This is a genomic window from Leptospira selangorensis (genome assembly GCF_004769405.1).
Taxonomy (GTDB): domain Bacteria; phylum Spirochaetota; class Leptospiria; order Leptospirales; family Leptospiraceae; genus Leptospira_B; species Leptospira_B selangorensis.
On sequence record NZ_RQES01000024.1, the window covers coordinates 226519 to 248898 of the forward strand.

15 protein-coding genes are annotated in these 22380 nt (G+C 35.2%); 6 read left to right on the forward strand and 9 right to left on the reverse strand.

Annotated features, from left to right (window positions below; translation table 11 throughout):
* Window positions 1-137 precede the first annotated feature (137 nt).
* Window positions 138-2573, forward strand: coding sequence for a P-loop NTPase fold protein (locus EHO58_RS18995; protein ID WP_135680958.1), 2436 nt, complete (start codon window positions 138-140; stop codon window positions 2571-2573).
* A gap of 128 nt (window positions 2574-2701) precedes the next feature.
* Here EHO58_RS18995 and EHO58_RS19000 read toward each other — a convergent pair whose 3' ends face one another.
* The 6 genes from EHO58_RS19000 to EHO58_RS19025 all read right to left on the reverse strand — a co-directional run bounded on the left by EHO58_RS19000 (window position 2702) and on the right by EHO58_RS19025 (window position 8248).
* A complete protein-coding gene (locus tag EHO58_RS19000) occupies window positions 2702-3061 on the reverse strand; it encodes a hypothetical protein (protein WP_135680959.1) in 360 nt (119 codons plus the stop codon).
* 73 nt (window positions 3062-3134) lie between these two features.
* A complete protein-coding gene (locus EHO58_RS19005) occupies window positions 3135-3380 on the reverse strand; it encodes a hypothetical protein (protein ID WP_135680960.1) in 246 nt (81 codons plus the stop codon).
* Between the two features lie 620 nt (window positions 3381-4000).
* Window positions 4001-4456, reverse strand: a complete 456-nt coding sequence (locus tag EHO58_RS19010) for a hypothetical protein (protein ID WP_135680961.1) — start codon at window positions 4454-4456, stop codon at window positions 4001-4003.
* 122 nt (window positions 4457-4578) lie between these two features.
* Entirely contained in the window at window positions 4579-5940 is a 1362-nt protein-coding gene (locus EHO58_RS19015; RefSeq protein ID WP_244241238.1) for a Kelch repeat-containing protein, read from the reverse strand.
* On the reverse strand, window positions 5937-6818 hold the full coding sequence (locus EHO58_RS19020) for an LA_3334 family protein (RefSeq protein ID WP_244241239.1): 882 nt from the start codon (window positions 6816-6818) through the stop codon (window positions 5937-5939). Before EHO58_RS19020 ends, EHO58_RS19015 begins: the two co-directional genes overlap by 4 nt.
* A 20-nt stretch (window positions 6819-6838) precedes the next feature.
* Complete coding sequence (locus EHO58_RS19025) at window positions 6839-8248, reverse strand: hypothetical protein (protein WP_135680962.1); 1410 nt, start codon at window positions 8246-8248, stop codon at window positions 6839-6841.
* A 164-nt stretch (window positions 8249-8412) separates the two neighbouring features.
* Between EHO58_RS19025 and EHO58_RS19030 the strand changes: the two genes are divergently transcribed.
* Both EHO58_RS19030 and EHO58_RS19035 read left to right on the forward strand, forming a co-directional pair.
* The gene (locus tag EHO58_RS19030) at window positions 8413-15522 is read left to right on the forward strand and encodes an RHS repeat-associated core domain-containing protein (RefSeq protein WP_135680963.1); all 7110 of its coding nucleotides are present in this window, start codon (window positions 8413-8415) and stop codon (window positions 15520-15522) included.
* Between the two features lie 29 nt (window positions 15523-15551).
* A complete protein-coding gene (locus EHO58_RS19035; RefSeq protein ID WP_135680964.1) occupies window positions 15552-16136 on the forward strand; it encodes a hypothetical protein in 585 nt (194 codons plus the stop codon).
* A 555-nt stretch (window positions 16137-16691) separates the two neighbouring features.
* Here the strand turns inward: EHO58_RS19035 and EHO58_RS19045 are convergent.
* Window positions 16692-17285: a hypothetical protein gene (locus EHO58_RS19045; RefSeq protein ID WP_135680965.1), complete on the reverse strand. Its 594-nt coding sequence runs from the start codon at window positions 17283-17285 to the stop codon at window positions 16692-16694.
* A 177-nt stretch (window positions 17286-17462) separates the two neighbouring features.
* Window positions 17463-18056 (reverse strand): hypothetical protein, encoded by a 594-nt coding sequence (locus tag EHO58_RS19050; RefSeq protein WP_135680966.1) that lies wholly within the window; start codon window positions 18054-18056, stop codon window positions 17463-17465.
* A 338-nt stretch (window positions 18057-18394) separates the two neighbouring features.
* On the opposite strand from EHO58_RS19050, the gene EHO58_RS19055 reads away from it, so the two are divergent.
* Window positions 18395-19318 (forward strand): ankyrin repeat domain-containing protein, encoded by a 924-nt coding sequence (locus EHO58_RS19055; RefSeq protein WP_135680967.1) that lies wholly within the window; start codon window positions 18395-18397, stop codon window positions 19316-19318.
* A gap of 127 nt (window positions 19319-19445) precedes the next feature.
* Here the strand turns inward: EHO58_RS19055 and EHO58_RS19060 are convergent, their stop codons facing one another.
* Window positions 19446-20222 carry a LamG-like jellyroll fold domain-containing protein gene (locus tag EHO58_RS19060; protein WP_135680968.1) on the reverse strand — a complete coding sequence of 259 codons (777 nt, stop codon included), beginning with the start codon at window positions 20220-20222 and terminating at the stop codon, window positions 19446-19448.
* Window positions 20223-20525: 303 nt separating this feature from the next.
* Here EHO58_RS19060 and EHO58_RS19065 point away from each other — a divergent pair, with 303 nt between their 5' ends.
* Window positions 20526-21437, forward strand: coding sequence for a hypothetical protein (locus EHO58_RS19065; protein WP_135680969.1), 912 nt, complete (start codon window positions 20526-20528; stop codon window positions 21435-21437).
* Window positions 21434-22081, forward strand: coding sequence for a hypothetical protein (locus tag EHO58_RS19070; RefSeq protein ID WP_135680970.1), 648 nt, complete (start codon window positions 21434-21436; stop codon window positions 22079-22081). The genes EHO58_RS19065 and EHO58_RS19070 overlap by 4 nt, the downstream gene beginning before the upstream one ends.
* The last annotated feature ends 299 nt before the right edge of the window (window positions 22082-22380 follow it).

Genomic DNA, 22380 nt, shown 5'->3' on the forward strand with positions numbered 1-22380 from the left:
TTAAAAAACGGGTTGATATACATTATAAAAATATAAATTACATTCCGTTTCTTTTCTGAAGACGGAAGTAAGTTAAGCTAAATCTAAATGATGATTGTATTTATACGAAATAAGGACTATGGTAAATTTAATATAGCATGGAATTGAGCAAATTAATAAAACAAAATGTGAATGAAGCTGAAACAAGGCAAAAGATTATAGATGAAATTCTATACAATATACTAGGTTGGCCCAAAACTAATGTCATTCCAGAAAGTCGAACGAGCGGGAATGGCTATATTGATTACCTTCTTACAAAGAAAAATTCTAAGCCAATATGGTTAATTGAAGCGAAAAGAGTCGGAGTATACTTTGAATTACCTAATAATTTTAATAGCAATATTCTAAATCGTAGAATTAATTTGCGACAGCTTTTAACGGATAATAATATAAAGACTGCCGTTTTTCAAGCAAAAGAATACGCTGAGGATGTTGGATGTGATTACGTTACAGTTACCAACGGACTTGTTTGGATAACATTTCATCTGAAGCCTAAAGAAAAATCTTGGAAAGATCAAAATGCAAATGTAATTACAAATGTCGAATTTTTTATCGATAAACAGATTGAAGCAATAAACCTTTTCGGTTACAAAGCTGTAGTTGAGGACCAAGCTTTATTTAAGAATATAGGATCATCAATTTCTAAGGCGCAGGAACTTTGGTATCCGAATCAGCGGATTATTTCATACGATCGACCTGTGCAAGACAATGAATTTTCGTCTATTTTTGGTGGTCTTTCGAGGAAGTTTCTTGGCAATATACCAGAGACAAATTCTGACTTTATGGAAAAATGTTATGTTTTTAATAAGAGAGAAGATTCAAATTTAAAGAAGAATATAAATGGATTTATTGAAGATTCAATTACACCTTTTTTCGAATCAATAGGTGTACAGCAAATTGAAGATCAAAGTTCAGGTAGTAAATTTGGTAAGAAATTGCGTAAATACGCAACAAATAAAAATTCTGATTCAGTTTTAATTTTATTCGGCGGCAGAGGTTCTGGGAAGTCTACTTTTATTCGCAAGTTTCTATTTCATTCGCCACCGGATTTGATATTGAATCAAACAGTTATTAATATTGTTGATTTGTTAAGTTGTACTCAAGATAAAGAAAAGCTTTCCTCCGAAATTTGGCAAAATTTAGTAGAGAAGTTAGATTTTGATGAAGTATTAAAATCTGATAGAAGTGTCTTATTAAAATTTCTTGAACCAGAATACACAATCTTTAAAAGGCAACTTTTGTTTAATGCACAATCTGGCAGTGAGTTCTACGATAATTTGGTAAATGGCTTTATAGTCGAAAAGAAAAATGACAAAGTTTTTCTCAGTCAAAAATTTGCTAAATATTGGAAAGATAGAGAGAGGGCATTAATTATTGTAATAGATAATATGGATCAATTAGAATCGGATATTCAAGATATTTCTTTTCTCACTGCAATGGAATTATCAACTAAACTCTCATGCTTAGTTGTAGTCTCAATGCGTGAAGAAAGGTTTTATGAGGCAAAGAAAAGGGGAGTCTTGGATGCCTACCATAATAATGGATTTCATATAGCTTCTCCTGGGATATCCGAAGTAATCAAAAAAAGACTAAGGTATATAGTTGAACGTCTTGATAAATCTGCGGATTTGGAAGAAGAATTTGGAATTGAAGATGCAAATAACTTCGAAGTAATTCGATCTTTCTTAATTACTTGTATTCAAGATCTTTCTCGGATTAATTCAGAACTGCGTACTTTTTTAGATTTTGCCACCCATGGTGATGTTCGACAGGCTCTTGATTTCTTTAAAAGCTTTATTGTTTCTGGTTACACTAATATTCGTGAAATAACCTCTAAACATTCTTGGAATTTTTTACATCATCAAGTTATCAAACCAATGATGGTTCCGGACCGATATTTTTTTAATGAAGATGTTAGTCGGATCGTGAATATTTATAAGATTAGGAACAATGGTGACGGTTCTCATTTTACAGGCTTGCGCATACTACGAAGATTATATGATTTTGGGTCACAAAGTAGATATTCGAAATTTACTGACCTAAGATTTTTAGTTTCCCTTCAAGAAGAAATGTATGGGAGTTCTGTTGATGTGATTGAGAATATCGATATTTTTCTTCAACGAGGATTAATTGAAGCGAATAATCGGTTGGATCGATATTCGTTAGATGTGGATAGTGTTAGGATTACAAATTTTGGTCGCTATATGTTAAATCAATTAGTGAATAGTTTTGTTTACTATGATTTAATAAGTCTTGAGACTGGCATCAGAAATCAAAGCTTAGCAAATGAATTTGTATCTATGGCCCACTCTGAAGTTAAATATTTTGAAAATAATGAAATACTAAAGCGCTTAGAAGTAAGAATTAATAGAGTAAAGTTATTTGCAAATTATTTGTTTGAAGAAGAAAAGCGAGAATTAGAGGAATTAAATACAAACGATGAAATTACTCTTTTTATGCCTTTATTCAATGAACTAGTGATTAAAGAAACTGATAGCATTTTTGCTCGAGCTAAAAAAAGGAATCCTATCTAATATACAGATTATTTTCAGAAGATTAGTAAGATTATAAAGGCTCAATTTTACAGAAATCTACTTGATAGAGGATGAAAATATATTCCTACTTCCCATAATGCGTAATCTGTCACTTTAGCTAAGTAGTCTTAGAATAGGAACTCTAAAGCACACTTTGATCGATCCTTTGGTCTATGCCACTCCCCGTAGCCTTCTTTGATATCGTAGTGTATTTCGTAAACATCCGTTGCAAATCTTATACTAAATTTCTGGCCTCCATCAATCCTGAATCCACTAGGATTTTCTACATAAAGAGATTGGAGTCCAGTAAAGTAGATTTTTAGAATCTTATCCTCGGTAAATATTGTGTAACTTCGAATTTCATTGTTCTTGGCATTTTTCTTTTCATACCAGTTACCAAATATTTTTACATAACATCTTTCGCCACCGTTTTGATTACACCTGGCAATTAATCGATCCATAAAGTTGGAAACAGCTTCAGATTCCATTTATTTCACTTTATTAATATATTTCAGAAATCGCACATTCTGCTAATTCAATCTTTAATTTCTTCCTAATAACTTACAGGGATACACCAGCTGCAACGCTAAGGTAAGTGAGGCCATGTAGAGATGGAAAACTTGCACCTGCTTTCAAAAGTTCCAATTCAGCAAGACTTGCAGCTCGACCTAACCCAAATAAGGCACGCTCATCATTGTAAATATAAATTTTCTCTTGGCCATAAATTTGATTCTGCACTCCCATTTCCGTTTTGATGAAAAATCCAGTCGAGTGCATCCATTGAAGACCTATACCGAGTGTCCCCATTATGATATTTTTTCGTTCTACGGAATAGGATACAGATCCTGGATATAATTGAAGAGGGTCTGTAAAATGGACATTACTTCGTGATGCAGGTAGGGCGCTAACGTGAGCAGATATGAAAAAGATACCTTCGAAATGGAAATAATTTATAAATAAGTCCCCTGATAATTTATCCTAAGATTTATACATATCGCAAGTTTTTGAATTTGTAATATAGTCTACATCAGATGAACAGTTGATTACTTGATTACCATAGTTATTGGTTTGGCGGATTGTATATTGAATGGACGATCCAACACTAATAAATTTGTTTATATTATATCCAAAAGTTAAATTCCAAAAATTGAATGCTACGTTTGTCGAAGCACCTGCACTTACTGAAAAAGGTTTACTTTCTCTAAGTTCACCCTGAGATTGGGATTTCAAAATGCCAAGTGGTGCTAGAAGAAATGAACAAATGAGAATTGCAAAACCTAAATTTCTTTTCAATTTAAACCTCAAATAAGCATAAGAATCTATATAAATCACTGCAATGAATAGAAAACAACTAAATTAAAAGACAATGGATTAGATGATAATTGGTAAACGTTAATGTAATTTTTTATTAATTGAAACTTGTGAATTCACTTTCTAATAATTACTATGAGCTCAATCATAGCAATTAAGAGGAGAATGACAATTGCGTAAGGATAAATCCGTGTATAGGCAGGTTCATTTGAATTTCTTTTCAATTCTTCTTTAATTTCGGCTATATCAGTCTGAATACTATTTAAGAGATCGATTGTTTCCTTATCCAATTTCACATTTGAGGGTTCGTGCCGATAGCTAGGATATTTTTCTTCTAATTGGGTATATTCCTTCTGCAATTCTGAGTTTAAAGGCCAATTGGATAGAGCTTTTTTGAAGAAACCCTTTGCTTCCTTATTTCTTCCTTTTGCTCGTTCCTGTCTCCCCATTCCTATCCAAGCCTTAGTTAAGAGAAACTCTGCCTTAGGATTGACAGGGTTAATTTTCAAAATAGAAATAATGTCCTCTTCCGCTTCTTTGTATCTTTCCTCGCTTAATAATCTTTCTATCATCTGTAAACTTTCCTCTGAAGATTCCTGGCTGGAAATCTGGGAGCCGAAAATGAGATATATAGCAAAGAGTAATAAGAATTTTGGGGTTATGGTTAAATTGAAATAGGAACAATATTTCGAAATCATCGATCTATCCGTATAGCCTTATGGCCGAATCTGCTTCTTGGCATTATTGAAGATTCTGTCGTCCAACTTCCAGTTGTCGGATTTGCAGAACCAATAGAATATACTGTATTTAACGGTGTATTTAATATGTTAGCGCCACCAAATACGAATAGTTTTCTTGTTTCATATGAGACTTGTGTACCAGGCGAATAGAGTGTTTGGGGAAGCAAAGGTCCTAAAGTAAAAGAAGAGGATCCAAATTGATAATGCTCTGCTCGGTTTGTAGGCGCAATTGAAGTGATCGGTTGAAATATATTTCCAGATCCGGTTGATCCACCAATAGAAGAAAACCAAACATCATCAGCTGGGAAAGCATCACCAGATTTAGGAACAATACATAGACCTGATGAACCGTGCTTAGCTTCACTTAAGGAAGGTTCAGAGAGCGAAGTTGTAGTATTTGCCGAAGGAACAAAGGCGTCAGTTGCAATGCTTGCGTTACCATTCGTATCCAATCTTCCTCCAGTATAAAAGATTGTTCCATCGATAGTGCAACCAGCCATATCAGTGCGTGGAAAGATTGTTGTTGCAGAAGTATAGGAAGCCCAAAAGCCTGATGTCCCGATTTCTGGGTAAAATCTTAGAACGGTGTTATTAATTGGATTATTCGAAATATCGAGATTAGTAGCTCCTGATATAATGTATATTGAATCTCCTATGGAACCGGAGATCGCGCCATGTAACGCCGTTGGAAGGTCGTTCCCGGATTCCCAACTATTCGAGTAAGGATTAAAAATTTCCACTTTAGTAGAAGGAGAAAATATTCCGCCGTTCTTTTCGAGGCCTCCAATTATATATATCTTTTGTTTATGAGAGATAATTGTAGAGAAGACACGAGGAGTTGGAACTGTTGAAACAGTAGGATACCATATATTAGCTACAGGATCGAATAAATCAATTTGTGGAATTGGGTTTAGGGAAGAGTCTAACCCACCAATTAACCAAATCCCTCTTGTTCTTTGTGGGAAGCTAGATACCCATGTTGTAAAATTGAGAGTCACGCTGCCGCTAATATCAGCGTTTCCGCATGTTAAAGTTACTATATAATTTGTGTTTGATTCAAGATTGGTTAGTTGAAAGAAATGCGTTTTTGATTTCTTTAATGAAGGGGAGATCATATCCTGAGATATAATATATCCTGTTACATCAGCAGAGCAAGTCCACATAAGTGTAGCAGCAAATGGTCCTAATTGCGTAACGTATGCCGTTTCCACTTTGGCTGTTTCTTCACCAAGAATTCCTCCCAAGATTGAGTTATCGCATTCAAATGAAAATATCGAAAACAAAAAAAGAACAATAATATTAATCAAATATTTCAAAAGAACGCCCCTAAAGAAAATCGTATTCCGGAACGACAAAGACTATCTTGACCTTCAAAAGAGCAAACAGATCGAATTCCTGTCCTAAATATTGTTCGATTTTTCGTTTCCCAGTTCCAACCAAATTCAAAAACTCCATCAGGATCAATTCCTGCGCGAGAACGGTCGCCATCTTGCCAAGATATGTAACTTGCGCCAAATCCTATGAGAAAATATGGTGAAGAGGCACTAAAGGTCTTTCCATAATAAAAATTTTGACTCCACATGGTCATATTTCCATTCTTTCCCGGAGCATATTGATAATCACTTGAAAACCCAAGAAACGAATATTGTGTATTGGAAACTCTTTCTACAAAACCTCCCCCCCCGTAAATAAGTGGAAAAATATTTGACCAAGGGCCGAAAGAGGCAGTTCCAGATATCGAAAGCCCGCCTCTCCAGTTTCCGTCATGACTTTGGACATCCATTAAATAGCGATCGGGGATTGTTGGAGAAGTTTCATTTATTTCTTGTCTGCGAATCTTAGTTAAATCTAATTCAGCAAATCCTAATTCAGTTTTTATAATTAATTTCGAAGATTGCTTTTCAACCAGTATTCCTCTAACAATACTTCCGTCTGTTAGCTCAAATTCTGAATAACGATAAGAAGACTCTGGCCCGACTTTATTTTTATCAATTCGTAATAAGTCAGATTTAGGAATTCTGTATTTTCTGTCTTGCCAGCTTATGAAAACGTAGGAACCGCTTTCAGAGACATCCTCAGCTATGAACGCATCCCCATTTCGAAAGAGAATTTCTGTAGAGTGCAGGTTGAAAGGAATGGTTAAAAGTAGAATCAGAGCATATTTAATTTTGTTATACTTTATCTGTTGAACCAATTAGAAATTCCTGAAATATATTATTGAATGTTATGTTTTATAATTCTAAGCGATGAATCATTTGAATCAGATGTTTTGATCTGGATCCACGATTGAATTAAACCAGTTGAAAGATTATGAATAACCGGACTAAAGGCGTCATAAGTTTTGGCATCATAACCAATCCCCATTGACTCATTTTCATTCCTGTTAATGTATTTATAAGACGAATAAGTATTCGAGATGGGTATTTCTGCAAAAAATAAACGATCAGAATCAAAACTATTCCATCCTTCAACTGTCGTAATATGCTGAGTGAAATTGAAATAGATCTTCTCAGAGGTTTGAACGCATGACTGAACTAGATTTCCTACTGGTAAATATCCATCGAAGGAACTCGAGGCAATATTGTACCTTATAAAATTGTTTGGATTTGTTTGAGAAACCCAAATATTATTAATCGAATCGTATCTCAACAAAAGGAAACCAATGTAGTCCCCCAAATTGTCATCTTGTCGAAATCGAAAGATTATATTTGGAATACCGGAGCCCGAGCAAACAGGTCCTAAGAATGGGCTATTTGTCCCGACTATTTGAGCAAGACCATTTGTCAAATTCTGCCAAGTTGATCCATTGAATTGTTTTATGTATAGCGAATGTGTTCCTGCTAAACTTTCTTCCCAGAGAAGTGTAAGCTTCCCATCGATAATTGTTGAGATAACATTATAGGTTTGAGTTGTAGTATTGTCTTTTAGGCCCTGAATGCTGCCGCCATCTATTCGAATCCAGCTTGGACTATTTAAATTTGCAGTTTTATAAACATGTAAACCTCTCTCTCCGAAATCAACATTTGAATAAACTAACGATAAATAAAGATTATTGTTATCACTAGTTAAGATAAATTCTCCATAATTTGTATCGGTAAAGGGAATGTTTGTCCATGTCCAGTTATTGGAATTTTCGTTTAATCTGTATAGGTTGATTTTATATTTATAATCGAGATTCTCATCAAAATCCCCTGATCCATAGCCTAAAATTGTTTCACCTTGAAATTGAATGATCGCTATATTATTTATATCACTATGAGAAGGCAGCGAATTTGTAATCAAAGGAGTTGAAGTATTATTTAGGGCAATTGTTTCCTCGTCGCTGGAGCTAAAATGGAAAACTTCAAAATGATATTTAGAATCGATGGAACTAAAGAATGGAACAATGACAAAAGCCCTTTCACCAATTGTAAATATTTTTGGTCTTTGAGAATAGGGAAGAGTATCATTTTGAGATTGAAGTCCAGTTGTTCCTCCTCCATCAAGTGGAAGAAATGGGCTAATATTACTTGGGCTTTTGTTGAAGCTAGATAGAAGAAAGAATTCTCCATTTATGCCGTTAGGGTCCTTGCAATTATTGATAAAAAATAGTAATGAAAAAAACAGCAGGTTTATTTTGCGCATCCGACTATGTTCCATTTAAAACTTTAACCGACTTAATTAGAGAAATTTCAAATTAATTTGTTCAATTCAAGAGTATTTTTGCCATTTAGGTTTTTTTGTTGACGTTATTGATTCTTGCAAAGCTTTTCTAAGACACTAAAGCTACAAAATTGCTGATTTATATTATGTCCAAACAAAATCGAAAAAAAATCTTCTTCATTGTTTTACTTGTAACTGCAATATTTCATTTAAATCTCTTTTCAACAAGCTCCATAAAAGCTCTTTACGTTCTCTTTAATGAGGAAACGAGTATTCCGCAGAATTTGCTGATACCGGCCATAGACTCTTTTGGTAATAGCAATTTATCCTATACAATACAGGTCCCTCAAGGGCCGAAAAATATAAGCCCTGAAATTTCCCTGAATTATAATTCGGGAAGATTGGATGAAGAAATGACAGGCATTGGTTGGCAGCTGAATGGCATCCCATATCTCAGTTTGGATATAAGTAATGGGATTAACTATGATTCGTTAGATACATTTGTATCTTCTCTTTCCGGAAGATTGAAAAAAAATGGGGTCTCGGAAAATTTCCAACCAGAAATTAATGATTTTACTCTGTATACAAGAGTTTCTTCAGGAAATACAATCAGATGGATTGCGAAGGACAGAAACGGCCTAACTTATTATTTCGGCGAGCATACGCCTGGATCTGGGGCAAGTTTAGTTAATCAAGATGGCAATCCATATTTCTGGGGTCTGGAGAGGATCGAAGACCGGTATGGAAACGGATATGCGATAACTTATGATCCAATAAGTCAGCAAGCTGGTTATCTATATCCTAAAGTTATAAAGTACAGTTCAAACACTTCTGAAATCCAATTTTTATACCAAGATAGAGAAGTGGAAACTTTAACTACTTATTTGTACTCAATTACTAAGAAGCATAAAAAAAGATTAACAGGGATACGGACATATGTTCCTACCGAAGGCGGAAATGCATTAGCAGAAAATTATTCTTTCGAATATTCTAATATTTCTTCGAATGATCGCGCAGTCTTAACAACTTTTAAGAGAGAGAATTATTTAGATCTTTTCATTTCCTATTCGGATCTAAGTCAATCCAACTTAAAAAATCCAATTAGTCCAGATGCCCAAAGTGTAAACTATAATCTTTCCTATAGAGCAGACAGCTCATTGTTCACTGAAGCTTGTAATGCTACAGCTCTGACTTGTCTTTGTTCAGCTAGTTCGGCATGTATGGCGGTGTCGGGAGGTACGGCCGGATGGTTTTGCGCTTCTTTGTCATATGATAATAAAGGGAGCTGTCTTAAGGGATATGAATATTCAAATACTTTCTTTGTAGATATAAATGGTGACAATAGGCCGGATTTTGTTCGAATCACTGGAGATAAGGAATCAGGACAAAATTTTGTTAGTAGTTATTTTAATGCTGAGGGGACTTCAAATGCGGTTTTCGGTGCGGAATCCGTAACCTCTGGATTGAATTTAAGCGATAATTCAGTAATTCTACCTGGGGATTTGGATGGGGATAAGAAAGTAGATTTTTTGGTATTAGAAAAAGACTCTACTCCAATAAAAATTTTCAAATCAAAAGCAGTTAGAAGCGAATTAACACCTTCTTCATTTCAGGTATCCGTGAGTTCAGTCAATGCAAATATACCAAATCATAGCAAAGAGCTGAAACATTTTCTTGTAGATATGAATAAGGATGGTAAGGCGGACCTAATTCAAAAAGGGACTGACTCTTCTGCTTATAAGATATATCCTTTTGGAACAACGGATTTTAAAAGCCCAATTACTTACACTCCTAATGAAATAGGTTTAGAGTTGCAGACTTTTATTGATATGGATGGAGATGGTGTTCCTGATTTCGTCCGTCTTGTTGTGAATAATTCCGGTGAAAGTTCGATTACAAAGATTAAGGTTTCATTGTTAAAATGGATTTCTGGAAATATCGTCGAGCGTTCAGTTTATGAGACAATCCTAAGTTATCCAGGAACAACTGGAGAAAGATATTTTGCAGACGTAAATCGAGATGGGAAAGTCGATTTAATTATACATTTTCAATCAGGAGATCAGAGCCGCTTAGTTCAATATATTAATAAAGGTAATTCTTTTGAACAACAATCTATTCAGGACATCAATAATATCTTCTTCAGTGAAGACTTGGGCCTAAAAGGAAGCTCAGCAGGATATCAAGCAATATCGATTGATATCAACAATGACACTGTATTAGATAGAGTAACTTATTTGGGGGACTGTTTCCAAGTTGAAATTTATGATCCTATTTCAAGTTCATACAGTAATCCGGTGACGGTTGGGGCGGATAATACATCTATAATTGAACTAAATTTTAATAGTACTCCCGATTCAATTATTTTGATGACTGACTCATCAAATCATTTTTGGTTTCATTCAATACTGGATAGCGGTGATATTATTGATTCGAACTGGATCGACGCTAGCGCAATGCTGCCCAATACAAGTGGTGTAGTTGATTCCTCGGCAGATTCCATAAAAAAATATAAATCATGGGCATTGAAGAAACAATTTTCCGACGTTAACGGAGATGGAATAATCGATCTGATTCGCTTTTATGGAGATTTCGAAAATTCTAAAATTTCGAATGGCAAAGTTTATGTTTCCATTGGAAAAGTTGATGGACAAGGGCGAGTTTATTTTAGTGCTAATGGAGATTATTCTTTTGCTGCGACTTCGTTTTCTGAAGTTATGGATCTCAATAATGATGGCAGACTGGATTATTTAGGAATTAATTCGAAATACCAGGACTCTACTGCATATGTAACTCTCGACGTTCCTACAAAAATTTATTCTTCTGTTCCATATCAATCGACCGGAACTTTATCTTTATTATATGTAGGTTCTCCCGGAGCTTATAAGCCGGGATTAATTACTACAATTGCGAATGGTTCAGGTAAAACGGTAAATGCTGAATACAAAGTTTCTTCGAAAAGTAGTGGAGCTATTTCGTATACTGATCTAAGTGGCCAAATCAAATCCTTTATTTACCCTGTATGGTTATTAACTAATGTTCAAATAAATCATACAGCTAATGTTGTAGAGAATACTTCTTTTACTTATACTGATAATAGATATTATATTTCTGGAAATAGTGCTCCAAATGATCAAATCGGCCTTTTAGGGTTTAGGAAGGTTGCATTCACAAATTCCTTAAACAACACTAAAGTTGAACAAGTGTTTAATTTAACTGAATCTGCTTATCTTGCTGGAGCAGTTACGAGCGAATCATCCTACCAAATAAATCCTTCGGATGGTACGGAAAGATTAATCAGAACAAAACAAATAAGCTATGGTGATGCAACATCTTCGTTCTTCGTCGATGCATTTGGAGGTAAGTTCGTTCGCCCTACGAAAATTTCTGAAGATCGGTATTTGCTTAATGTTAAGATAAAGACAGTAGAAGAAAGTTTGAATTACGATTCATACGGGAATATATTAAAAAGCGCTAAGAGAACCTTCAATAATGAAGATTCCGTCTTGGAGGAAACTTCATTTGAGTATCCTGCCTTCGACGCAAATAATTGGACGTTCGGCTTACAAACAAAAATGACAACATATTCCAATGGGGTGAAGACAGGCGGTACCGAATTTATTTTTAACAATGGTATTCCTGCTGAAGTGCATAAAGATTTAGGACTGTCAGGATCACAAGTTACAAAATTTCTTTCTTACGATGCGTTTGGAAATTGCAATTTAATCGAAGAGGCAAGTGGAAATCAGATTGTTTTAGAATATGACAATTATTGGCACACCTATCCTACTTCTATAACCAATTCGTTAGGACATTCAAAAAAGATTTTGTATGACTACAAACTTGGTAAAGCTATTAGTGAAATAGATCAAAATGGGAACGAAACTAAATATACTGTTGATAGGTATGGACGTTTAATTGAAACTACTCGCCCTACGGATGATTGGAGTGAGAGGACAATTTATACTGATACGGGGTTAGCATCTGGAGCCACAGTTGAAGTTTATGGGCACGATGCAGAAAATGGTGATGTACATGCAATCAATTATATAGATTATGCAAATCGCACGTATAAGACTAAAAAATTAATGTATGGAAATATCTACTCTGTTGAAGAAACAGAATTTTTATCGGATGGCAAAGTTAAGGCTAAAGTGGGGCCGTATATTGAAGGGATCAATATTATAAAAAGAACTGAATTTTCGTACGATGTTGAAGGGAATAATACTGGAATATTGCAAGTTGGAATAGGGGCAGTTGATATTACATATGATAATCTAACCACTACTTTTGTGGCGAAAAATAATAGTGGATCAATCCTTACAACAAGAGTGGAAAAAGCGGATATACTTGGAAGGACGGTCGAGAAAAGTTTTAATGGAAAGTCCCATAAATATACTTATGCCCCGAGTGGGACTATGGCGACGATTGTTGATCCGGATGGCGCCAAAACAGAAAACACCTATTCCATATCAGGAAATCTAATACAAAGAAAAGATGATAATCGGGGAACCGAAACTATTGAATACTACAGTACCGATAAAATAAAAAAAATTACTTATGCCAACGGATCCAAGATCGAATTTGAATATGATTTACTCGGAAGAACTTCAAAGCAAGTTGCAACAAATAAAGGCGGTCAGACTTCTCAAGCAAAACTATACTATGATGAAGAATCAATTAATGATTCGAAGGGGCTTTTGACGAGCGTATTTGAGAATAATGTAGAAACGCATTATGAATACGACAAAAAGGGATTTGTAAAGAAAATGTGGAAGAGATTCATGGACGAGGATCTTGTTCTAGTCACCCATTATGAATATACAAGTGGAGGGAGACTGTCTGCACTTATATATCCCGATGGAACTAAGATAAGTTATCAATATGCACCATCTGGAGCAATTGTTAATGTATTATATTCTTCGCCAGATGGGGAAAGTCAAAACCAAAGTATAGTAAAATACGAAGGACCTTTCTGGGATACAGATGGATTTGTTTTGCGTAAAACATTTGGTAATGGTATTATTACAAATCTCTTAATAGATAGTGAGAGTGTTAAGCCCAAGCGTTTGACTACAGGAATTGGTAGTAGTGTTTATGAATCACTGGAATTTTCAATCGATGATTTAGGAAATGTCATATCAATTAATGATATTAAAAATCCGCTTCGCAGTTCTACATATTCCTATGATGATCAAAACCGACTTTTGCAGGCAACTGGCTCGTTCGGAACTGAGCAATATTCATATTCTGAGGGTGGTAAAATTTTAACGAAAGGGGGTAGGCAATACTCCTATACTGACCCTTTGCATAAAAATGCAGTCACTGCTGTTTCTTCCACTAATTCTACTCTATTCTATGAATATGATGAATCAGGAAATGTAAAGAAAAGGAATGGAGACTTGTATTCTTACGATGGCTACAATCATGTTTCTAATGTTGCAACAACGAATGGCGAAAGTGTTAGTTTTCAATACGACTATAGAGGAAGTCGTATTACGAAAGTAAATGAAACAACTGGAACAAAGGAAATTAGTTTAAATAATTTATACCAGATTTCGTATTCGCCGGGAAAGCAGCCTCTACACACATTATTTATTTACGGTGCGAGAGATGAAATTATAGCTCAAATAGGTCGTAATGATGCTTCTTTAGTCTCAATTTCGGATTTTAAAACTGAATCCGGATTAACTAATTTATTTAAATCCTTACGAAACTATATGCCAGAAAGTTTCAAGTTACTTGCAAGCGTAACTGAATTGTCCTATCAGCAATTTCACTACAAATTCGAGCAATTGTCTTTACCAGTTAGATTGAATAAATTGTTAATTTTGTTTCTACTTTTGACAATTTTACATACAATCATTGAAAAAAATATTTCCAATGAAGAATTTAAAAAATCTCGAATCCGTTTTTCAATTCCTATTGTTCTATTATCATTTGTCTCTCTTTCGTTTGGTAATTGTGGAATCGTCCCAGACGGATCAAGTTCTGGAACACCTCCTTGGGTGGCATTTCCAGCAAGTCCAGGGACTAATGTTCCTTCAGTTCCTGATGATGGAAATACCCCAATCAGTAATATACCTGGAATGCTCTTTTTTCATTTAGATCATCTAAGTTCTACTAAAATGATTTCTGATGGTATTGGGAACCTAGTGACTGGCGGCGAGTCGGGAGGTGCAAGTCATATTGAATATAAACCTTATGGCGAAATTAATCGGGCAGATTCATCTGGACCGGATATTTTTAAGCAAAAATTTACAGGTCAAATTGAAGAAAGAGAATTAAACGTTTACGATTATAAATCTAGATTTTACGATCCAGATCTCGGTCGTTTTTTACAAGCAGATAGTATTGCAATGACAAAATCTGTGAATGGATTTGATCCGTATATGTATGTAGAAGGAAATCCAATTACAAAGAATGATCCTTCTGGCCATATATCCTTAGACATAAATTTTAATTTTTCATTGAATGATGTTTTTAATTGGATAAATTCAGCTTTTTCGTGGGAGGCAATCTCTCAGGCAATTAATCAAATAGTAAATTATCTTGTATCCGAAATTATCTCAACTATCCTTTCACCACCTTTTGAACAACAATCTAACCCTCTAGGTAATTTCATGAAGGATAATGCCCCGAAAGCTTGGGACTGGTTACAATTTTCTAGTCCACTCGCAAAATCAGATGTGGGCCGTGCCATTACAAGAAATAGAGAATATATATATATTGGAATGGCTGTGATATTTGTCGCATTGGCAATTTATTTTACCTTGGGAGCTGTCATTGCTGCTTATGTTGCGGAAGCAACAGCTGCTGCAGTTGAATTTTTTGGTAACAGTTTATTATTAATTGCAGAAGGGAGTTTTTGGGGTTTCCTATATGCCCCTTTATATGGAGGCATTGTTGGAGCAGCGATTGGATATCTGCAGGGCGGATTACATCATATGACTCTTAAATCTGCAAATTGGGACGATGCAGAGGCCAAAAGAAGAGCGACTAGCTATGGGATAGCTGGTGCAGAGATTGGGTTATTAGGATACGGTTTCTGGTATGTATCATATTCCCTTTATATAGGATTTGAATCTGGCCAATGGGGAATTCAGAAGGCAATCTACGATGCAGCGGGTAGTTACCTAGGTTCTAAAATTGTAGGAGCGATGGTTGCGACTGTCTTTGAAATGTTTATCTTTAGTAAAATTATTGATTGGGTGGTAGATAAAGTTGAAGACGATTTAAAAAATCGAGTTCATAATTAAAGCGAATTTATCAATTTTAGGTTTAGGTTTTGAAAAAGATTAATATGCAAAAGTTTTATCTTTTCGTCTCTTGCTTGTTCAGTCTCTTGATTATATTTAGTTGCATGCTAAGTGTAAATGAATATCCAGTTGAAAAGAAAGAGTTGTTCAGAAATATTAATGTTTTAGTAAAAATTTTTCACGCTGAGAATGATGTTCCTATGGAGATCGTACCGGAAAGGATTGTTGATTTAAGAGAAAAAATTGTTGAAGAGCTAATCCAATCTGGATATAGAGGAAATCAAATAACTGAAAGAGATTGGGAATACGAACTAGTATTTGAAAAGAAAATAAATGGGAAAATGGATAAAACAAAAAATTTGATGCGTTCATTGACACTTTTCCTTTTGCCAATGCGAGCTGAAACTGAGCATTCTTTAAAATTGAGTATTTATGATAAACAAAAAAGATTATTATATGAAAAAGAGAAAAAGTTTCAAATTGAATTCATGGTGCAGCCATTTTTAATTTTATTGCTTCCCTTTAATTCTACTTTTGAAAATTATTTTTTTGTAGAGGATAAGTTGATACGTGCATGTATAAAGGATGTATTTGAAAGTCAGATGGCTTTATGAATGGGTGAAAGTGGTTTTGATGCAAAAAGAATTCTTTAAATTTGGCCATTTCACCCAGTTTTAAGCTAATCAAAATCATTAAGACTCAGATTCTTCAGATAATAATCTTTCGAATTTGTTTCTATTTTTCACAAAAGCTTTGATCCATTCACTTTCTTGAAAGTGACTCAGGTTTGCTCTACATTGCCTGAAGCAAATATTCCAATCAGATTTACTCCTGGTCAAATCAGGGAATTTAGTTTGCATCATCCGTAGGGTGTTTCTGTGAGCGGCAATAGGCCACTTTTTGGCTTTGATGTCTCGATCAGCGTTTTGAAATCCAGATGCAAACCCATTCAGTTTATTAGTTTCTAAGTGAGTGGTTCGAAGAAAGAGTTTGTCGAACGAATCGAATTTTGCTATAAATCAGCCACCCAAATTGATTTTTTATATCGCCTTTAAAAAAATCGCTCGAGTTTCTGCAGATGAATCATTTTTTCTAAATCTAAGAAAAAGTAGGCGGATGTAGAATGTAAATAGAATATTAGGTTACGATTGGAAATTCCCAAAGGGCAGCTATTTGAGTATATTATCCTTAGCGGCTTCCTTAAGAATCGATCCAACTAATTGAAAGTTCATTCTGTCTATTTCGGAAGTCGGAAAGTAGAATGGCATAAAGGGCAAAAATAGCCACCCAAGCCAATTAAAAGTCTCAGCACTTCTTTGATAGCTTTTCAGAAATTTTCCATTTTTATCTTTGAATGTGAAATTGATTGTTACATTCGTTGAGTATTCAGATGGAAGTAGCAGTAATGTAAAACCGGAAATTACGTTGAGTCCGCCATGCGGATAAGTTTTGTGCGTATAAATGACTTCACAATAATAATCTGCTGTGTTTGCACTCCCGTTGGTGTCAGTGACAGCATAGCCTGCTTTTAAAATGCTATCCTTTATCATCGTTTCAGCTTCTTTTTGATAATGCAAGACAGGAGGTTCTTCAATGTCATCATCGAAAAATTTGGAAAGAATACTAACCTCGATTGTTTTCCGATGGGAAGGGGATACGGTTTTTACAGGGATTTTTTCAAAATTTTCGGGATAAAAAACGAAAGTAACGCAATTTAAATTTAGAGAAATGATGATAAGGATAGGAATGATTTTCCGAAACATAGTTTAATGAAGATGGTGATGGAAGGAAGTATTTGCAAGTAAAAAGCAATTTAGATCCATTTTGAAATTAAAAATCAAATTATTTAATATGATTTCCTGGCGATAAATAACGAAAATACTCTGATGTAAGTGGAAGATTTCTGCGTATGTTTTGCACACGTTTCCCCGTGTATAAGGCTATTTGAGTATATTATTTAAAGATGCTTCCTTGAAGATTGACGAAATGAGTTGGAGATGCATTTCTCTTCCTTCAACTTCTGGAAAATAAAATGGCATAGCTGGTAAAAATACCAAGCCTAGCCAATTAAAAGATTCAGCATTTCTTTCATAGCGACCAAGAAGTTTTCCGTTTTTATCCTTAAAGGAAACATCTATTATAGTGTGTATAGAAAACATGGTCGGTATGATTAGAAGGGTAATTCCTGAAAGGAATGTCAATCCACCGTGAGGGTAGATTTTTTTGGTATAAATAATATCACAATTAATCTCAGTACTCTCTGTGTTGCTCTTGACTTGCGAAATGTAGCCTGATTTTAGAATAAAATTTTCTAGCATTTTTGAAATTTCATTTTGCCGCTTTGGTGAAGGAAGTTCTTCTTCATCATCATTGAACAGTTTATAAATTACATTTATTCCAACGGTTTTTTTATTTATTTCAGATCGGGATTCGTTAGTTGCAACTTTTTCGAAATTGTCGGGATAGAGAATAAAAGTTGCGCAGTTTAAATTGATTGAAAAGATAATTAAAGTTAAGCGAAAATATATACGCATGTAAACGAAGGAGTCAATAGAATACAGTATTTTGCAAGTGAAAATCGATCATATTTGATTTCAAAATTGCCACCTATTGATTTGATTTAGTGTTGGCTAGATTAAATTGAATTTCTTGTAAGGAATCTCGAAGCTAATTTCCAGTTCTTTTTCTCCGGATTTTCCGGACAAATCCTTTCCTCTTAATCGCCACCGTGTATTCTCACCGAATACAGTTCTGACAAACATAATTAAAGAAAATTTTCGAAACAAAATCTGTCTGAAATTTTCGTGAAAGCGATAGAAGTAACAAAGCTTCTTGAAGCGATTACAGAAAATTAAGAGAGATTGATATAAAGATGATAAGATCATTTTTACTGATTACGGCGCTATTTATCATGAATTGCGCTTCCGATACCGCATTGATCCAGAAAATCAAAACTGGAAATACGGCCTATGCAAACCAAGCCATCGATTCCAATTCACCCGAATGGAATGAAGAAGGAGAATTTTCCTTAACCCCACTACACTATGCCGCTGAGTATGGTCATTTAGAGCTCGTAAAAAAATTACTGGATAAAGGTGCCGATATAAATGCGAAAGGTGGGATTTATTTTGCAACTGGAGGCCGGGAAGGAAGAGAAACACCGCTACTGCTCGCAATTAAATACGGCCATACTGAAGTAGCAAAATATTTAGTTTCGAAGGGCGCTAATGTGAACGACCGAACGTATCGAAAGAGATCGGTCACGTATATGGCCTGGTATTATATATTCTTGCATTTCAATGAGAAAAACAAGAAAGAAACTTTAGAACTTCTAAATTTCGTGAATTCCTTAAATACCAAATTAGATTCTCCCGACGAGCCTTTGGCCTCTGAGATCATTCGTGGATATGTTTCTTTATATTCGAATACGGACGTCTTTAAATCGTACCTAAGCCGGAATTTAAATTTAAATTGCTGCGATAGGCAGTCAGCACCTCTCGTATTTTTGAAATCCGATTTTATGAATAAGGATGTAAAAAAGCGGCAATTAGCGTTGGAACTTCTGGACTTGATCTTAAAAACGGATATCGATCTTCACCTTCGCCACTTTAAGAATGGTGTATCCAACCGTACAGGTCTTTTGGAGATTTTCGAAATCCAGAATGAAGAAGCGCAAAAAGCGAAAATACTTATTAAGGCAAAATTTCCGAACGTAGAGCAACCGGAACCGGAATGGAAAACGATTCCTAGAGGTATCTTAGAAGGATTCGGAGATCTACTTTTCTTTTGGCTTTGATCTCTAAAGAAAATTGATCTTGAACGAAAGCATTGTTTTGAGTCGTCTCAGTGCAATGCTTTTGGATAGAAGCAGCTACAAGATATAGTTTTGCAATTAGTTTGATTTCATTCTTAGGAAGCTCATATTAAAAACCGAAAAATATCGGCGGAACAACTCTGTCATAAACCCTTACTTCGTCTATAGTGACTTCTTGAGAGCCGCCTCCTAATGTACCATATCCTAGAGTAATGGGAGTGCCTGATGTCCAAGGGGTATTATTCGGATTGTATACTTGAGAGTCTACAAGATCGTTTCCGACGTATAGGTTGGCCCTATTATTTGGAAGATCCCATGTGAGAGTTACATTATACCATAGATCTTCTTGATAGGCTCTGCAAGGGCTGAGAACGCTGACAACACCATTACCTCCGTTTGTACTATAGGCTCTGATTTGTAAGCATGATGAATTATCCATAAGCTGGAATCCTAAGCCATCTCCTGCACCGAAAATAACTCCAGGCGAGGGTTTGAATTTTCCTTTTACCCAGGCGCTATAAGTAAAAGACGCAGTCCCTGTTAAGATCGGTTCTCCTGCTGGGTCGGAATTATGCCATGAATCTATACCGTCATACGAGTATGCGCCGTTTGGTAAATTGTTGTGGTCAACAGTAAGAATTGGTCCTACAGTTCCGAATGCAGTTAAATGTAATGTCCCGACTCTATCGTTTGCGTCCCCATCTAAAGGCCAATAATGGATTAAGCCAATATTCATAGCGCCTACGATTGATTTCGCAATACTTTCCTGGCGATTATCTTCGTTTGTTGACTGAAGTGCATTCAAAAAGAGAACTGTCCCGCAATTTTGCAAGCTTAGGATTACGAGCAATAATAAGAGAAGTGGATACGAGAGGAAGTTAGGCATGATCACATTCCCGATTCAGGCCAATAGTTGTATAAGCAGAAATGCTATGCAATAAATATCTTGTAATTGGAGATGCATTTCTCTCATATCTGACAAGAAGTTCCCCTTTTTTGTCCTTAAATAAAATGTCTATTGTAATGTTTGCTGAAATCACAGGTCGAGAAACGTTAGGCCTTTTGGTGATGAATCAACGTTAGATTTTATACAATACTTGGAACCTCTTTTGTCTCTCGGTTGGTCGAATTGCGAGAAGAAGCTAAAGGCCCTGATCTTTAAATGAAATTTCAAACAATAAGAGAGTATATGAAAATAAAGATATTCCTGCTGATCTTGATATTGCCTGCATTCAGTATTTTCGCTCAGGAAATTAAAGTCGATGATTCGAAGGAAAAGAAGAGTGAGAAGAAGTTAGAACTAATCTTAAGGCGTCAATTTAGTATGATTGATCCTTTGGAGTCGAATTATTTTCAAGAAAGGTATCCGGCATATTATGGTAATGTAAATAACAAGACTAGTGCAACCAATTTCGGTTTTAAGTATCAGATAGAAAAAATAAATTCCTATTTTGATTTTAGTATGTATGAACTAAGAAAAGCGAATTTGAGTAAATCGGTTATTTATTGCGGATATACAACTCCTTGTAACGAAAACAGTTATAATATTGGATCTTACTATCGTTTTGAATCTGATTTTAATATAATTAAAAATTTGCTCTCCGATAAAGTAGGCTTTGGGGGCGGTATTCGATATGTTAACTCCAGTTTAAGCCTTGGCTTCCCGAATGATTATTACCTTTACGTCCGATCTACCTCTATGGGACCACAGCTTTCACTTAGATATAAAACCCCTGATTGGCTCGGATTTTCTTTCGGAGGAAAAATCGATTACTTTTACTTATTTGGAAGCTTCCTTGTTGAAAATACTTACACAACGGATAAGTCAGTTTTGGGTTTTAATAGAATCTATAATCAACGCCCCTCCACTTATATTGGCAAAGAATATTCTATTTTCTTCAATTATAAAGCAACAGAGGACGTTAGTTTTACGCTAGGATATTCTACAATCGTCGCGACAGTAACCCCGACGACTAAGGATGTTCAATCGTTAGATCCGAATTACGATTTACGTCAAAATTTGCGAAATAATACTGAATACGGGCGCCATTATCAGGATAGGATTTTCTCTACTTATTTACAAGTTTCTATTAAAATATGAAGTTAGCCACATTAATCTTAATGACTATTTTTATTTCCTGTAGATCAACGATTGGTATGGGTCTCTTTGAGCCAAAACCAAACCCTCCGTATGATAATCAATCGATGAAAATATTAGAGATTGAAATTGAGGGCGATATTGGGAACAGACCATTATTAGTTGTCAATCTAACTTCTGATCCATTTAATAAAGTTGATAAAGCTCAAAGGATCGATTATTACAAAGAATTATATATTGAAAGTAAATCAATCCGTTTGGAGATTCCAGCTCAGGCGATTTATGGCAAAATAGAAATTCTGAATGATACTTGGTATCCTCTTATTTTTTACAACCAATCTCGGTTGCGCTTGTTGTTAGGAGTTGAGAAGGGAATTCTTTGGTCGAGATATCAAACCGGTTATGAAAAACGTGAAGTCTGCTTAAAAGAATCAGTCGCAAGTATTTATAAGTGTCCTGCACTTTGGGAGAAGGGAGGAGTAAGTAAGTCTATAAGAATAAATATTTCGGAAGAAAAAAGAATTAATAAGCTCCTTACTTTTATTAGCTATTTGGACACAGCTATAATCTATTATTGGACAGGAGTTCCTGTTCCTCTTTTTGGTTTCTTTGCGACGGAAAATGAAGTTGAAATGACTGTAGAGTGATTTGTGAATTCTAATTACTTTCAGTTCTTTTCCTTTGGACTTTCCGGACAAATTTTTTCCTCTCAATTCGAATGCCTCCCTCTATCACATTCTTGGAATGACAGAAAAAGCATAATCGATCAGCATCTCAGTCTTCTCACAGGCAGTTTCGATCAACTTATCCATTCCTAATATCGTTAGCCACCATATCCCATTGGGGGTAAGGAAAAGAACCCGTTAGGCCTCCTAACGTTCCCTAAATGAGTAATTCGCTTAACGGACTCCCTCCTTAAGGGCTGCCTTTTACGAATCCTTAACAA

Coding starts and splice junctions, on each gene's coding strand:
- EHO58_RS18995 (WP_135680958.1), top strand. CDS start 138: ATGGAATTGAGCAAATTAATAAAACAAAATGTGAATGAAGCTGAAACA.
- EHO58_RS19025 (WP_135680962.1), bottom strand. CDS start 8,248: ATGCGCAAAATAAACCTGCTGTTTTTTTCATTACTATTTTTTATCAAT.
- EHO58_RS19065 (WP_135680969.1), top strand. CDS start 20,526: ATGAAAATAAAGATATTCCTGCTGATCTTGATATTGCCTGCATTCAGT.
- EHO58_RS19030 (WP_135680963.1), top strand. CDS start 8,413: ATGTCCAAACAAAATCGAAAAAAAATCTTCTTCATTGTTTTACTTGTA.
- EHO58_RS19055 (WP_135680967.1), top strand. CDS start 18,395: ATGATAAGATCATTTTTACTGATTACGGCGCTATTTATCATGAATTGC.
- EHO58_RS19005 (WP_135680960.1), bottom strand. CDS start 3,380: ATGGGGACACTCGGTATAGGTCTTCAATGGATGCACTCGACTGGATTT.
- EHO58_RS19045 (WP_135680965.1), bottom strand. CDS start 17,285: ATGTTTCGGAAAATCATTCCTATCCTTATCATCATTTCTCTAAATTTA.
- EHO58_RS19070 (WP_135680970.1), top strand. CDS start 21,434: ATGAAGTTAGCCACATTAATCTTAATGACTATTTTTATTTCCTGTAGA.
- EHO58_RS19010 (WP_135680961.1), bottom strand. CDS start 4,456: ATGATAGAAAGATTATTAAGCGAGGAAAGATACAAAGAAGCGGAAGAG.
- EHO58_RS19060 (WP_135680968.1), bottom strand. CDS start 20,222: ATGCCTAACTTCCTCTCGTATCCACTTCTCTTATTATTGCTCGTAATC.
- EHO58_RS19050 (WP_135680966.1), bottom strand. CDS start 18,056: ATGCGTATATATTTTCGCTTAACTTTAATTATCTTTTCAATCAATTTA.
- EHO58_RS19000 (WP_135680959.1), bottom strand. CDS start 3,061: ATGGAATCTGAAGCTGTTTCCAACTTTATGGATCGATTAATTGCCAGG.